Origin of the sequence: Rhizobium lusitanum, from assembly GCF_014189535.1 — a bacterium.
GTDB lineage: Bacteria > Pseudomonadota > Alphaproteobacteria > Rhizobiales > Rhizobiaceae > Rhizobium > Rhizobium lusitanum_C.
Map to the genome: position 1 here is coordinate 2,073,612 of NZ_CP050307.1, position 14,529 is coordinate 2,088,140.

Genomic DNA, 14,529 nt, shown 5'->3' on the forward strand with positions numbered 1-14,529 from the left:
CGACCATGGAGGAGGCTGTTTCCAAAACCGAGTTCCGCAATGCAATGGCCCGTGTCTGTGCACCGGTCAACGTTATCACCACCAATGGACCCGCGGGGCGCGGCGGGTTCACGGCCACTGCCATGTGCAGCGTGACCGACGAGCCGCCGACGCTGCTTGTCTGCATGAATAGTCGATCGGCACAAACGGCACTATTTCTGGAAAATCACCGGTTCTGCGTGAACGTGTTAAGTCATGACCACAGAGAGCTGGCTGGGAAGTTTGCCGGAGCAACCGCTGACATGGAGGCACGCTATGCCGCCGCGGACTGGGTTACTATGCCTTCGGGCACGGATGCTTTGGCCGATGCTATCGTCTCGTTCGACTGCGAACTATCTGAGTCAAGACTTGTCGGCACCCATCACATTTTCATCGGACGGATCGCCGGCATCAGATCACGCCCGGATGGGAATGCGTTGCTATATTTTGACCGGAACTATGTTCATGTCCCGACGCAATTGGGCAGTTTTGGAGGTTGAGCCGTGTGAACTGTCGACCGCCTTGCCACACTAAGGCTGGGAGACGGCGGCTACTTGTTCAACGTCGCCAGTTCGTCGAGCATATCGAGCAGTATATCGATCCGTTCCCGGCCGAAGCGCTGCTCCAAAGCGGTATAGATCGTCCGGCTATCGGGGCTGACGTCGTTGATGATTTTCAGCCCGGTAGGCGTGATCTGAAGCAGGATGCGGCGGCCGTCTCCAGCGTCCTTGCTTTTGGTAATGAAGCCACGTTCCTCCAGAGACCGGATAATCCGCGTCAGGCTCGGAGCGAGGATAAAGGCCCGTTCCGACATCTCCGAGGCATCCAGAGTTCCCGCTTCCGCCAGAATGCGGATTACCCGCCATTGCTGCTCCGTGACGTCATGCAACGCCAGCATGGGGCGGAAATGCCCCATCACGGCTTCGCGCGCACGAAGCAACGCAATCGGCAGCGAACGGCGGGTGTCGCGGGGAAGAAGCGCATCCTGCGTGATGCCGTTCGTTTCAGGGGATTGTCTCGTCATGTGAGTTCTATGGATCAATTTTTTGCGATGCGCAACGATGCCGAGCGGCTTGCACCCTTGACAAGGACGACCATATTGTTAACATGTTAAATATATAGATCGCTGTGGGGCGGGAGGAACGATGCCGCATTTCACCATGGACTATTCGGCCAATCTCGATCGAACCGTGGACTTCGATGCGCTTTGTCGCGTTGTCCACGCCGAAATCCTGAAAACGGGCCTGTTCGAGATCGGCGCCGTGCGGGTGCGCGCCATCCGTTGCGAAGCCTATGCGATCGCGGATCTTCTGGCCGAGAACGCCTTCATCGACATGTCCTTCCGTATTGGTGAGGGACGTAGCGAGGAAGACAAGCAGCGAACCGGCGAGGCGATCTTCAAGGCGGTGATCCAGCACCTGGATATGCTTTTCCAGACGCCGCACTTTGCGCTGACCCTCGAAATCCGCGAGATCGACCCCGCGCTCAGCTGGAAGAAAAACGCCATCCATCCGCGTCTTCGCAAAACGGGCGACTAGGCCGCACAGCCGGAATCCACACGCAGCCGTCAACGGAAAGCTTCGCACCTGCCCCGCTTCGAACGGGGCGAGACAAGCAATATCGGAGAAGAGAATGTCGAAATTCGAAGATAACATCGCAAAGGCGGAGGCCTATCTGGCTCGTTTCCGCGAGCAGGGCGTGCTGAACCATATTGATGGTGAGGCGGTCTCCGCCGCCGACGGCACGACCTTCGATGTCATCTCGCCCGTCGATCTGAAGGTGCTGGCAAGGGTCGCGCATGGCAAGTCTGCGGATGTGGACCGGGCTGCAAAAGCCGCGAAAGCGGCCTTCCCCGCCTGGGCGGCGTTGCCGGGCGATGCGCGCAAGAAGCTGCTGCACAAGATAGCCGACGCCATCGTCGCTCGCGCCGAGGAAATCGCCTTCACCGAATGCATGGATACCGGCCAATCACTGAAATTCATGGCAAAGGCTGCGCTGCGCGGCGCCGAGAATTTCCGCTTCTTCGCCGATCGCGCCACGGAGGCTCGCGATGGAAAGACCTTGCGTGCGAACGGTCAGGTTAACATCACCAGCCGCGCGCCCATCGGCCCAGTTGGTGTCATCACGCCGTGGAACACCCCTTTCATGCTGTCGACCTGGAAGATCGCACCGGCGCTTGCCGCCGGCTGCACCATTGTCCACAAACCGGCGGAGTTTTCGCCGCTGACGGCTCGCCTGCTGGTCGAGATCGCGGAAGAGGCGGGCTTGCCCAAGGGCGTCTGGAACCTCGTCAACGGCTTCGGCGAGGATGCAGGCAAGGCGCTGACCGAGCATCCGGCCATCAAGGCGATCGGCTTCGTCGGCGAGAGCCGAACTGGCTCGATGATCATGAAACAGGGTGCCGATACACTGAAGCGCGTGCATTTCGAGCTTGGCGGTAAAAACCCTGCCATCGTGTTTGCCGATGCCGATCTGGAGCGCGCGGCCGACGCGGCGGTCTTCATGATCTATTCGCTGAACGGCGAGCGCTGCACCTCGTCCTCACGCCTGCTGGTGGAAGAGAGTATCTATGATCGCTTCACCGCAATGGTCGCCGAGAAGGCCAAACGCATCAAGGTCGGCCATCCGCTCGATCCAGAAACCGTCATCGGTCCGCTGATCCATCCCGTTCATGAAAAGAAGGTGCTGGAATATATCGCGATCGGCAAACAGGACGGCGCGACGATTGCCGCCGGGGGTGCGAAATTCGATGGACCGGGCGGTGGATGCTATGTCTCCCCCACCCTGTTTACCGGGGCGAATAACCAGATGCGCATCGCCCAGGAGGAAATCTTTGGCCCCGTGCTGACCGCGATCCCGTTCAAGGACGAGGCGGAGGCGTTGGCGCTCGCCAACGACGTGCAATACGGCCTCACCGGCTACCTCTGGACTTCGGATGTCACCCGCGCCTTCCGCTTCACCGATGCACTGGAGGCCGGAATGATTTGGGTGAATTCGGAAAACGTTCGCCATCTGCCGACCCCCTTCGGCGGCGTCAAGAATTCCGGCATCGGGCGCGACGGTGGCGACTGGTCCTTCGATTTCTATATGGAAACCAAAAACGTCGCCTTCGCCACCACGGCGCATGCGATCCAGAAACTCGGCGGCTGACAGCACGATAAGCCACATAAACTTTGGAGGAGAACCTCATGTCCTTGCCCGCACCAAACCTTTACCCGCCCTTCAACATCGTTCGCCTCAGCCATATCGAGCTTGCCGTTACCGATCTTGCCAAGTCGCGCGCCTTTTATGTCGATACGCTTGGCCTGCAAGTCACCGATGAGACGGCGGACACGATCTATCTGCGCGCGCTTGAAGAGCGCGGCCATCACTGCATCATCCTGAAGAAGGCCGGCGCCGCCGAAGCAAGAGACCTGGGCTTCAAGGTATTTTCCGAAGAAGACCTCGACAAGGCTGAGCATTTCTTCAAGGCGAAGGGCCTGCCGGTCGAATGGATCGAACGGCCATACCAGTCGCGCACGTTTCGCACTCGCGATCCGCACCGCATTCCGCTGGAATTCTATTCGAAGATGGACCGCCTGCCGCCGATCCATCAACAGTATGCCCTCTATAAGGGGGTGAAGCCGCTCAGGATTGACCACTTCAACTGCTTTTCGCCGAATGTCGACGAGAGCGTTGCCTTCTACAATGAGATCGGCTTCCGGGTGACGGAATACACGGCCGACGAGGAAACGGGGCGGCTCTGGGCGGCCTGGACGCACCGCAAGGGCGGCGTCCATGACATCGCCTTCACCAATGGTCGCGGCCCTCGCCTACACCATACCGCTTTCTGGGTGCCAACGCCGCTCAACATCATCGACCTGCTCGACCTGATGGCGACCACCGGCTGGCTTGCGAATATCGAGCGCGGCCCGGGCCGGCACGGCATTTCTAACGCCTTTTTCCTCTATATCCGCGATCCGGATGGCCACCGCATTGAGATCTATTGCTCGGACTACCAGACGGTCGATCCAGATCTGGAGCCGATCAAATGGGATCTCAAGGACCCGCAGCGCCAGACACTCTGGGGCGCACCAGCGCCAAAGTCCTGGTTCGAGGAGGGCAGTCTTTTTGCCGGAGCCCCCGTGGTTGATTCCGTCCTGAAGGCGCAGCCGATCGTCGCGCCGTAACGACAGGGCGACCCTAACCGCGAACCGTGTATCCGCTCCTCATCAATCGATCGGAACTCCATCATGTCTTTGAAAGACCCTTCACTCTTCCGCCAGGCGGCACTTATCGCCGGCGAATGGATCGACGCCGATCCCGCTAACGCGATCGAGGTGAATAACCCCGCGACGGGCGAGATCATCGGCCTTGTGCCGAAGCTTGGCGCCGCCGAGACCAGGGCGGCCATCGAGGCCGCCCGCGTGGCGCAAAAGGGCTGGGCCGCGCGCACTGCCAAGGATCGTTGCGCCATCCTGCGCAAATGGTACGAGCTGATGATCGAGAACAAGGATGATCTCGGTCGTATCCTGACACTGGAGCAGGGCAAGCCACTGACTGAGGCGACCGGTAAAATCGTCTACGGCGCAAGTTTCATCGAATGGTTTGCCGAGGAGGGTCGTCGTATCTATGGCGACCTGATCCCCGGCCACCAGCCCGACAAGCGCATCATGGTGATGAAGCAGCCGATCGGCGTTGTCGCCGCGATCACGCCATGGAACTTTCCCAATGCGATGATCACCCGCAAGGCCGGCCCCGCCTTCGCCGCCGGCTGCGCCATGGTCTTGAAACCCGCCTCGCAGACGCCGTTCTCCGCGATTGCAATTGCGATCCTAGCCGAACGCGCCGGATTGCCGAAGGGCCTGTTCAGCGTCATCACCGGCTCGGCCGCGGCCATCGGCGGCGAGATGACCTCGAACCCGGTGGTGCGCAAGCTGACCTTCACCGGCTCGACCGAAATCGGCACCGAGCTTTACAAGCAGAGCGCGCAGACGATCAAGAAACTCGGCCTTGAGCTTGGCGGCAATGCGCCGTTCATCGTCTTCGATGACGCCGATCTCGATGCTGCAGTCGAAGGCGCGCTGATCGCCAAATACCGCAACAACGGCCAGACCTGCGTTTGCGCCAACCGCATCTATGTGCAGGACGGTGTCTACGACGCCTTCGCTGCGAAGTTGACGACGGCGGTCGCCAAGCTGAAAACCGGCAATGGCTTTGACGAAGGGGTCATTTTGGGACCGCTGATCGACAAGGCAGCCCTTGCCAAGGTCGAAGAACATATTGCCGATGCCTTGAGCAAGGGCGCGCGCATCCTGCAGGGCGGCAAACAGCATGCACTGGGCGGCACCTTCTTCGAGGCGACAATCCTGGCCGATGTCACCAAGGATATGGCGGTCGCGCGCGAAGAAACCTTCGGACCCTTGGCTCCGCTCTTCCGCTTCAAGGACGAGGAGGATGTGATCGCGCAGGCGAACGATACGGAGTTCGGCCTCGCTTCCTACTTCTACGCCAAGGATCTCGCCCGCGTATTTCGTGTCGCCGAGGCGCTGGAATACGGCATGGTCGGCGTCAATACCGGGCTGATTTCGACGGCGGAAGCGCCGTTCGGCGGGGTCAAACTCTCCGGTCTTGGCCGTGAAGGCTCAAAGTACGGCATCGAGGAATTCACCGAGATCAAATATGTCTGCCTCGGCGGCATTGCCTGAGCAGAATAGGGAGAGAAACGATGCCCCACCCCAAACTTGTCAGCTTTTCCCGTAACGGACACGCCGGATATGGCCTGCTTGCCGTAGACGGCGTCGTCGACCTTTTCGCGCGCCATGGCGCGAAATGGCCGACGCTCCGCGAAGTCATCGTCGATGGTGCGCTGCTGACGCTCGCTGAGGAAGCCGCCGGTTTTGAACCCGATTTCCCGGTATCGGATATCCGCTACGAAATACCCGTTCCCAACCCGGAAAAGATCATCTGCGTCGGCGTGAACTTTCCCGACCGCAACGAGGAGTATAAGGACGGGCAGGCAGCACCATCCAATCCCTCCCTGTTCATCCGCTTTCCGCGTTCTTTCATCGGCCACGACCAGTCACTGATCCGCCCACCGGAAAGCCCGCAGCTCGACTACGAAGGCGAAATCGTCATCGTCATCGGAAAGAGCGGCCGCCGCATTCCCGAAGCACAGGCGCTCGACCATATCGCCGCGCTATCGCTCTGCAACGAAGGCACGATCCGCGACTGGGTGCGCCATGCCAAGTTCAACGTGACCCAAGGCAAGAACTTCGACCGCACTGGCTCGATCGGTCCCTGGTTGATCCCGTTTACCAGCGAAGCGCAGATCGCCGACATCAAGCTCGAAACCCGCGTCAACGGCGAGGTCCGCCAGAGCGACCGCACCAGCCGGATGATCTTCTCCTTCCGCAAGATCATCAACTACATCTCCACCTTCACGACGCTTGTGCCCGGCGATGTGATCGTCACCGGCACGCCGACGGGCGCTGGCGCCCGCTTCGATCCACCGATTTGGCTGAAGCCGGGCGATGTCGTCGAGGTCGAGGCCGATGGCATCGGCATCTTGCGCAACACGATCGCGGACGAGGTTTGACCATGTTGACACCTGACGAAATCCGGCAAGCGGCTGAACGGCTTGATATCGCGGAGAAGACGCGTGTCCAGACGGGCCTTTTGTCGCTGCAGCACCCGGGCATGACAATGGACGACGCCTATGCGGTGCAGTCGGCTTGGGTCAAGAAGAAGGCGGCCTCCGGTCGCAAGATCATCGGCTGGAAGATCGGGCTGACCTCGAAGGCGATGCAATATGCGCTCAACATCGATATCCCGGATTCCGGCGTTCTGTTCGACGACATGATGTTCGAGGACGGTGCGACCGTTCCCGCGGATCGTTTCATCCAGCCCCGGATCGAGGCTGAAATCGCTTTCATCATGAAGGCTCCCCTGAAAGGTCCCGGCGTCACCGTGTTCGACGTGCTGAACGCCACCGACTACATTACCCCTGCGCTGGAAATCCTCGATACGCGTGTTCTGCGGGTCGATCCCGAAACGAAGAAGGCCCGCACCATCGTCGACACGATCTCGGACAATGCCGCCAACGCCGGCATCGTACTTGGCGGACGCATGGCGCGTCCCGACACAGTCGACATGCGCTGGATGGGCGCGATTGTCAGTCGCAATTCCGAGGTCGAAGAAACCGGCCTGGGTGCTGGCGTGCTGAACCAGCCCGCCCGTGGTGTCGCCTGGCTTGCCAACCGGCTTGCCGAATACGGCGACAGCATCGAGGCGGGCCAGATCGTGCTTGCCGGCTCCTTCATCCGTCCGATCGAGGCGCGCCACGGCGATACCATCGTTGCCGATTTCGGATCCTACGGCAGCGTCAGCATCTATTTCGCATAGGAGAGCTATCCATGCCCGCGCCCAAAAACACGTTCAAGGCGGCTCTCACGGAGAAGCGCCCGCAGATCGGCCTCTGGCTGGCGCTCGCCAATCCCTATACGGCCGAAATCTGCGCGGGCGCTGGCTATGACTGGCTGCTGATCGATGGCGAGCATGCTCCAAACGATGTCCCGCTGATGATGGCGCAGTTGCAGGCGCTCAAAGGAACGGCGAGCCATCCCGTTATTCGCGTGCCGATCGGTGAAGCCTGGCTGCTGAAACAGACGCTTGATATCGGCGCGCAAACGATCCTGGTGCCCATGGTCGAGAATGGCGAGCAAGCCAAGGCCCTGGTGCGCGCCGTCCGCTACCCACCACACGGGATACGCGGCGTTGGCGCCGCCCTCGCGCGAGCCTCGGCATTCAACCGCATTCCCGATTATCTCCAGACCGCCAATGATGAGATCTGCCTGCTGCTACAAATCGAGAGCCGCGCCGGTCTGGCCGCACTCGATGACATCGCGACCACCGATGGCGTGGATGGTGTTTTCATCGGACCGGCCGATCTTGCCGCCGACATGGGCCATCTCGGCAAACCCGGCGATCCAGAGGTGCAGCAGGTGGTGGAAGCCGCATTGATCCGTATTCAGTCGCATGGAAAGGCGGCCGGCATCCTGACCGCCGATCAGTCGCTTGCCAAACGCTATCTCGAACTCGGAGCCACCTTCGTCGCCATCGGAAACGATGTCAGCCTTCTGGCGAACGGTGCCTCGCGCCTGCTGTCTGATTTTCACAAGACGAGCACTGTCGGCGCTGGAAGTTCAGCCACGGTAAAAGTTTACTGAGACAGCTGCAAACGGCCTCACTTGCCGGAGTGTGACGCAGCCTCGAAGGCTAATCCCCCTGACGTTGCTGCGTAAAGCCTTGATTTACATATACGGAATGGAAATCGTGCCCGGCAAACATCTCGGCGAAATATCGCCCATTGTGAGAGATTCTGTTGTGAGAACGATATGATCTTCTGATCGAGCAAGTCCTCGATGCCAATTTTCTCCCGGCAAGCAAGCCGGCTAACCTCGTCGAGAGGGCGCTTCAAAGCCAAGCCTCCAGAAGACCACTTTTTAGGGATTGGCCAGCATCCAGATATGACGGCTGCGTTGTACATTATCCAATTTGCGCCACATTTTGGCGTCGGGCGCCCTGGGTAAATTGACAGCAGAAATGCCATGTGAAACATGCGGCTGTACCGCACTGGTCCGCGCCAAAAGCCGACGAATATGGAAGGCGAGATTTCATTGGAAGTCCGTCAGCCTGTAAATTCTGCGTCCATATGGCTTTCGTGGCGGAAGGTGCGTCATTGCGGTAACGACATGATGTCGGCCCAAGACTGAAGGTGCCTTGCGCACGGGAAAACGTCGCTCAAATCGATGGAGCGAGCAGATCCGATCTTCGAGACCTGATCATGGACTCGAAGAGCAACAGAACGCTTAGCGATAGCGAAACAGATCTATGGGCTGGCGCGGTTTCACGCGCCAGACGGATACCCAATTCTAAAACAGACATTTCCTCCGCGGCCAAACCTGGCCGCAGTCTACAATTTTAGCTGCGTGGAATATAGTATGGCTGGATTTTCAGATCAAATTGACGACCAGATAATTGCGAATGCCTTTTCGAGGCGGACCTTCCTGATGGGCTTCGCCGCTCTAAGCCTGTCTGCCGTTGGCGCTCGCGCCGACAATGCCACATCCTCGTCCACGGACGCAACGGCTGCCCAGGATGGGTTCGTCCATCCCGGCCTGCTGCACACCGAAGCCGATTTTGCCCGCATGGCGGCAAAGGTTACCGCGGGGAATCGCCCTGGGTCAACGGCTGGAAGGTTTTGACTGATAATTCGCATGCTAGCCTAGGCTATAATCCACGTCCGCAATCGGCGGTCTACCGCGGCAACGACGGCGTTCATTCGCAAAACTACTCCTTGCTTTATAACGACATCGCCGCTGCTTACGCGCATGCCGTGCGCTGGAAGGTAACGGGTGACACCGCTTACGCCGAGAAGTCGATCCAGATCATGAATGGCTGGTCCGCGGTCCTGACGGTCATTGGTGGCAGTTCAGATTTAGATCTAGCGGCCGGCATCTACGGCTACGAATTTGCCAATGCGGCGGAAATCATGCGCTCGTATACAGGCTGGGCGGCGGCGGATTTCGCACGTTTCCAGAGCATGATGGTCAACGTCTTTTACCCAATCAATCATAGGTTCCTCACCGTGCATAACGGAACCCAGGTCACGCATTATTGGGCCAATTGGGATCTATGCAACATGGCATCGATCATGGCCATCGGCGTGCTCTGCGACAACCGGGCCTATTTCGACGAAGCGGTCGAGTATTTCAAAACCGGCGCAGGCAATGGCTGTATCATGCAGGCCGTCTACTACGTCCATCCGGGTTATCTGGGCCAATGGCAGGAGACCGGGCGCGATCAGGGCCACAATACGCTGGGCATAGCCCTGGTCGGGGCGATCTGCGAAATGGCCTGGAACCAGGGCATTGATCTCTACGGCTATGACAACAACCGCGTTCTTGCCGGAGCGGAATACGTCGCCAAGGGCAATCTGATCGAAAGCGGCACGACCTATTACACGGTGCCGTATCTGTTCTACACCAATGTCGACAAGGTCAATCAGAGCGGTTTCTCGACGGCAAGTCAGGGGACTGCCCGCCCATGCTGGGCGCTGCTCTACAATCACTATGTCAACCGCCAGGGCCTGGATGCTTCCTATACCGGCAAGTTCATGGATTTCATGTACAAGACTGCTCCGGAAGGCGGTGGCGGCAATTATGGACCCAACAGCGGCGGCTACGACCAGCTGGGTTATGGCACTCTTACCTGCAGCCGCGACCCGATTGCCTCCGGCAGTCCTCCCAGCGGCGTGACCGCCAGGTTGAGCGCGGGTGACATTGTTCTCTCATGGTGGGGTACGGCCTACGCGGCGGGCTACAGCGTCAAGCGGGCAACGCAATCGGGCGGCCCATACACGACCCTCAAGACCGGGATTACCGACCTGCTGACCTATACCGATACGGCTCCGACCGACGGTGTCTATTATTATGTGATCACGGCGGAGACGCCTTCGGGCGAAAGTGCCGCTTCCAACGAAGCGACGGCGTCGACGACAAAAGCTCTGCAAACCCAGTTCGCCTTCGATGAGGGGACCGGCACCACCACCGGAGACGGCGGCACCCTCGTCAATGCCACCTGGGCAACGGGCAAGACCGGCACGGCCGTCTCGCTGACCAGCAGCAACAGCGCCTATGTCTCACTACCGGAAAATATCGTGCTGTCCTCGGCCGATTTTACGATCGCGGCCTGGGTCTTCTGGAATGGCAATCAAAACTGGGCGCGCATTTTCGATTTCGGAACCGGCACAGGTCGTTACATGTTCCTGACGCCGCGCGGAGGGTCGGGCAAGGCCCGTTTCGCCATCACCCTGAACAGCGGGAATGGTGAGCAGGGGATCGACGCAAATATCGTCATGCCTTCCGGGCGCTGGGCCCATGTTGCGGTGACTTTGTCCGGCCATACCGGCACCCTCTACATAGATGGCGCAGAAGTCGGAACGAACACGGCGATGTATTTCGCGCCGTTCCATATCGGGCCGACGAAACAGAACTGGATCGGACGGTCACAATACAGTGCCGATCCTTATTTCAACGGTCTGATCGATGATTTCCGTATCTACAATGGTGCGTTGGACTCCTCCGGGATCACCGCCCTGATGGCGTAGTTCGGACGGTTTCGACGAATAGCTGAAGCGTTCCCGCCAGGAGAAAAACGGAAAGACGTACTCTCCTGGCGGAAGTGCCCTGACAACAAGACAAAGGCTGATGCCTTGTGACCGACTGCTTCGGAACCATCTTGGCGGATGCGGAGGTTGCACCACCAGAACCGTGGAGGCGGTTGTTTTTCGCCCGTTTCAATCGGCTCGTGCTTCGTCGCGGGAAGACGCAGAATATGTTTTCAGTAGGTGTTCTTTCCAATGAAATTTTTAAAGGCTGCTCACGCAGCGCTTGTACTCTTGCTGGCCGGATGTGTCTCCTCCGATCCAGTCGATAACGTCTTTTCCGACAAGCTGCTGCAGCTCGACGCGCGCGGAAAGCCGTTGCCGGCGACGACGAGCGGAACAAGCTCCCTGCTCGCGAATGGGAGCTCGGCAAATGCATTTGTCGGAGCGACCCAGCAGGGGAACGAGAGCTTCGTTTCGCAAGGCGCTCCAGCGTTTTCCGTTGAAAAGCGAATATCCGGCGGCGAAGGATATACCCTCAACCTTGTCGACGCTCCCATTTCCGCTGCGGCGAAAAGCATCCTGGGCGATATTCTCAAGGTCAGCTACGTCGTGGACCCGCGCGTCAACGGAAAGGTTACGCTGCAAACGAGCCAGCCGGTATCCCGGGACGCGCTTGTCGATATCCTGGAATCTGCCCTTGCCGTCAACGGAGCGGCAATCGTTCGCAAAGGCGATTCCTATCAGATCGTTCCGATCGGCAATTCATTCTCGACGACGCCCGCAGTCACCGTGCCTTCAGCGACACCGTCCGGCCCCGGCGTTCGGGTTCAGGTAGTCGAACTGCGCTTCATCGGCGCGGAGGAAATGAAAAGCATTCTGGAGCCGATCAGTCGTCCGGGATCCATTCTGCGCGCCGATACGGCACGCAATCTCCTGATGCTGGCTGGATCCAATGCGGACCTCTCCGCCATGCGGGATGCGATCGCCACCTTCGACGTCGACTGGATGAAGGGAATGTCGGTGGCGCTTCACCCGCTCAAGGCCTCGCAACCCGCTGATGTCGCAAAGGAGCTGAATACCATATTCGGCACCCAGGACGGGCCTAATGCAAAGCTGATCAAATTCGTTCCGAACGACCGACTGAATGCCGTTCTGGTCATAACGTCCCGCCGCGCCTACCTGTCGCAGGCGGCCGACTGGATCAACAAGCTTGATCGCATCGCCAGCACCAACGAGAAGCAGCTTTTCGTCTACAATATCCAGAACCGCCCGGCGAAGGAGTTGGCGCAGGTATTGCAGTCCGTGATCTCGGGCCAGGAAAAGAATCCGCCAAGCTCTTCGAACGCGGTCGCGCCGGACATGGCGCCGACGACGTTGACGGGAGATGCCACCTCCCCCGATCCTGCCGCTGCAAATACGAATGTGGCGTCCGCAACCGCGTCGGCATCGACGACGGCGGGAGATCCAATGCACACATCCGTCGTCGCGGACGTGGAAAACAATGCGCTGTTGATATCGACGACACAGCGCGAATACGAACACATTGAGCAGATTTTGAAGCAGTTGGATGTGATGCCGACGCAGGTTCTCATCGAGGCCGTCATCGCCGAGGTGACGCTTAATGATCAGTTGAAGTTCGGGCTGCGCTGGTTCTTTGAGAGTGGCAAATTCGGTGTTGGGCTTTCCGATCTCTCCGACGGCAGCACCGGGGCCAGCTTTCCAGGTTTTGCCTGGACTTTTGCCTCCAGCAATGTCGGCGCCACCCTGAACGCCCTATCGAGCATAACCAACGTCAACATCGTATCCGCACCGACCCTGATGGCCCTGAACAATCAGAAGGCAACGCTCCAGGTCGGAGATCAGGTTCCGATCGTCACGCAACAGTCGGCATCCACGACGACGAGCAACACCGCGATCGTCAGCTCGATCGACCTCAAAGATACCGGCGTGATCCTGACGGTCCTGCCCAGGGTCAACAGTTCAGGACGGGTCATGCTCGATATTCAGCAGGAGGTTTCGAACGTCGTGAAGACGACGACGTCGGGCATCGATTCGCCGACGATCCAGCAGAGAAAGCTCTCCACCAAGGTTATCGTCGATGACAATGAAAGCGTTGCGCTCGGCGGGCTGATCCAGCAGAGCAACACGCTGAACCACTCACAAGTGCCGCTCCTTGGGAAAATGCCGATCTTCGGCAATGCTTTCAAAAACAAGGAGGACACGATCAACAAGACCGAGCTGATCATCTTCATCAAGCCCCGTATCGTTCGGGACGTGCGGCAGGCAAGGGACGTGACGGAAGAGTTCCGAAACCAGCTGAATTTGAGCTCGGCCGTTCAGAAGCGACGCGGCGGCAAAAGCGAGCTGGAGCAGGATTTGAAGAGGCTGGAATATTGATCGGCCCGTTGACGCTACAGCAATGGATCGCGGTTCTGTTGATGATCGCAACGATCCTGCGGATCGCCTGGATCGATCTGAAGACCAGGCGTATTCCGGACCATTGGAATATCGTGCTCGCGGGACTGGGGATTGCCTACAGGCTTCCATTCGGCGTTTTCGACACCTTGCGAGCACTCGCGGTCGGATTGGCGACCATGGCCGTATTTACGCTCCTGCGCTGGGTTCATCTCCGAATAAGCGGCCGGATCGGGATCGGGCTGGGTGATGTCAAATTCATCGGAAGCGCCGCCATCTGGTTCGGTCCCTGGAACCTTCCCCTGTTCTTCATGCTGGCCAGCAGCACGGCTCTGTTGTTTTCCCTCGTCTTTCTACGAGGCAAATCGACGTCCCTTCGCAACATCAGGGTGCCGTTCGGGCCGTTCCTCGGAATTGCACTGGTCCTGACCTGGTTATCAGAGGTTATACCCTTGTTTTCATTGATATCTGCGAGCTCCTTATGACGAAAAGAGACATCATGGACGAGAAGAATGCGCGACCCGGAGCCCATGACGATGGTTTCACGCTCGTCGAGCTTCTGGTCGTGCTTGCCATCATCGCCCTCATCGCGGCGATCGCTGCCCCCCAGGTCCTGCGATATCTCGGATCGGCGCGTGTCGATGCGGCGAAAGCGCAAATGCGGAACCTGGAAAGTGCGCTTGAACTTCTCTACGTCGATGCCGGTCGCTATCCGACAACGGAGGAAGGTCTTTCAGCGCTTGTGGAGCACCCGGCCGGTTTTACATCCTGGAACGGTCCCTACATGAAACAGACGGCAGCACTCCGCGACCCATGGGGCAATCCATACCAGTATAAGGGTCCTGAGGGCCTGTCGGGCTATTCATTGCTGTCGTTCGGGCGAGACGGGAAGCCGGGCGGCGATGGTCAGGACGCCGATCTCAGCCCGTAGGCCCGCCAGACCGGCT

Annotated in this window: 12 protein-coding genes and 1 pseudogene; 12 read left to right on the forward strand and 1 reads right to left on the reverse strand. The window is 59.0% G+C overall.

Annotated features, from left to right (window positions below; genetic code table 11):
• Nucleotides 1-5: 5 nt before the first annotated feature.
• Entirely contained in the window at nt 6-518 is a 513-nt protein-coding gene (locus tag HB780_RS12520; protein WP_183688155.1) for a flavin reductase, read from the forward strand.
• A 50-nt stretch (nt 519-568) separates the two neighbouring features.
• Here the strand turns inward: HB780_RS12520 and hpaR are convergent, their stop codons facing one another.
• Entirely contained in the window at nt 569-1,042 is a 474-nt protein-coding gene (gene hpaR / locus HB780_RS12525; protein ID WP_183688157.1) for a homoprotocatechuate degradation operon regulator HpaR, read from the reverse strand.
• 121 nt (nt 1,043-1,163) lie between these two features.
• On the opposite strand from hpaR, the gene HB780_RS12530 reads away from it, so the two are divergent.
• The 11 genes and pseudogenes from HB780_RS12530 (at nt 1,164) to gspG (ending at nt 14,513) form a co-directional block, all read left to right on the forward strand.
• A complete protein-coding gene (locus HB780_RS12530) occupies nt 1,164-1,556 on the forward strand; it encodes a 5-carboxymethyl-2-hydroxymuconate Delta-isomerase (RefSeq protein WP_183688159.1) in 393 nt (130 codons plus the stop codon).
• Nucleotides 1,557-1,650: 94 nt separating this feature from the next.
• On the forward strand, nt 1,651-3,168 hold the full coding sequence (gene hpaE / locus HB780_RS12535) for a 5-carboxymethyl-2-hydroxymuconate semialdehyde dehydrogenase (protein ID WP_183688161.1): 1,518 nt from the start codon (nt 1,651-1,653) through the stop codon (nt 3,166-3,168).
• 38 nt (nt 3,169-3,206) lie between these two features.
• Nucleotides 3,207-4,187, forward strand: a complete 981-nt coding sequence (gene hpaD, locus HB780_RS12540) for a 3,4-dihydroxyphenylacetate 2,3-dioxygenase (protein WP_183688163.1) — start codon at nt 3,207-3,209, stop codon at nt 4,185-4,187.
• A gap of 63 nt (nt 4,188-4,250) precedes the next feature.
• The gene (gene gabD / locus HB780_RS12545) at nt 4,251-5,705 is read left to right on the forward strand and encodes an NADP-dependent succinate-semialdehyde dehydrogenase (RefSeq protein WP_183688165.1); all 1,455 of its coding nucleotides are present in this window, start codon (nt 4,251-4,253) and stop codon (nt 5,703-5,705) included.
• A 20-nt stretch (nt 5,706-5,725) separates the two neighbouring features.
• Nucleotides 5,726-6,595, forward strand: coding sequence for a fumarylacetoacetate hydrolase family protein (locus HB780_RS12550; protein WP_183688167.1), 870 nt, complete (start codon nt 5,726-5,728; stop codon nt 6,593-6,595).
• Nucleotides 6,596-6,597: 2 nt separating this feature from the next.
• Entirely contained in the window at nt 6,598-7,401 is an 804-nt protein-coding gene (gene hpaH / locus HB780_RS12555) for a 2-oxo-hept-4-ene-1,7-dioate hydratase (protein ID WP_183688169.1), read from the forward strand.
• A gap of 11 nt (nt 7,402-7,412) precedes the next feature.
• Nucleotides 7,413-8,225 carry a 4-hydroxy-2-oxoheptanedioate aldolase gene (gene hpaI / locus HB780_RS12560; protein ID WP_183688171.1) on the forward strand — a complete coding sequence of 271 codons (813 nt, stop codon included), beginning with the start codon at nt 7,413-7,415 and terminating at the stop codon, nt 8,223-8,225.
• Nucleotides 8,226-9,068: 843 nt separating this feature from the next.
• Nucleotides 9,069-11,167: pseudogene (locus tag HB780_RS12565) on the forward strand (LamG-like jellyroll fold domain-containing protein).
• A 252-nt stretch (nt 11,168-11,419) separates the two neighbouring features.
• Complete coding sequence (gene gspD, locus HB780_RS12570) at nt 11,420-13,564, forward strand: type II secretion system secretin GspD (RefSeq protein WP_183688172.1); 2,145 nt, start codon at nt 11,420-11,422, stop codon at nt 13,562-13,564.
• A complete protein-coding gene (locus HB780_RS12575) occupies nt 13,561-14,067 on the forward strand; it encodes a prepilin peptidase (protein ID WP_183688174.1) in 507 nt (168 codons plus the stop codon). The genes gspD and HB780_RS12575 overlap by 4 nt, the downstream gene beginning before the upstream one ends.
• Nucleotides 14,064-14,513: a type II secretion system major pseudopilin GspG gene (gene gspG / locus HB780_RS12580; protein WP_183688176.1), complete on the forward strand. Its 450-nt coding sequence runs from the start codon at nt 14,064-14,066 to the stop codon at nt 14,511-14,513. Before HB780_RS12575 ends, gspG begins: the two co-directional genes overlap by 4 nt.
• Nucleotides 14,514-14,529 lie beyond the last annotated feature (16 nt).

Bases quoted from the DNA above. Each gene is read 5' to 3' on its own strand.
- HB780_RS12520 (WP_183688155.1), top strand. From the start codon at position 6: ATGGAGGAGGCTGTTTCCAAAACCGAGTTCCGCAATGCAATGGCCCGT.
- hpaR (WP_183688157.1), bottom strand. From the start codon at position 1,042: ATGACGAGACAATCCCCTGAAACGAACGGCATCACGCAGGATGCGCTT.
- HB780_RS12530 (WP_183688159.1), top strand. From the start codon at position 1,164: ATGCCGCATTTCACCATGGACTATTCGGCCAATCTCGATCGAACCGTG.
- hpaE (WP_183688161.1), top strand. From the start codon at position 1,651: ATGTCGAAATTCGAAGATAACATCGCAAAGGCGGAGGCCTATCTGGCT.
- hpaD (WP_183688163.1), top strand. From the start codon at position 3,207: ATGTCCTTGCCCGCACCAAACCTTTACCCGCCCTTCAACATCGTTCGC.
- gabD (WP_183688165.1), top strand. From the start codon at position 4,251: ATGTCTTTGAAAGACCCTTCACTCTTCCGCCAGGCGGCACTTATCGCC.
- HB780_RS12550 (WP_183688167.1), top strand. From the start codon at position 5,726: ATGCCCCACCCCAAACTTGTCAGCTTTTCCCGTAACGGACACGCCGGA.
- hpaH (WP_183688169.1), top strand. From the start codon at position 6,598: ATGTTGACACCTGACGAAATCCGGCAAGCGGCTGAACGGCTTGATATC.
- hpaI (WP_183688171.1), top strand. From the start codon at position 7,413: ATGCCCGCGCCCAAAAACACGTTCAAGGCGGCTCTCACGGAGAAGCGC.
- gspD (WP_183688172.1), top strand. From the start codon at position 11,420: ATGAAATTTTTAAAGGCTGCTCACGCAGCGCTTGTACTCTTGCTGGCC.
- gspG (WP_183688176.1), top strand. From the start codon at position 14,064: ATGACGAAAAGAGACATCATGGACGAGAAGAATGCGCGACCCGGAGCC.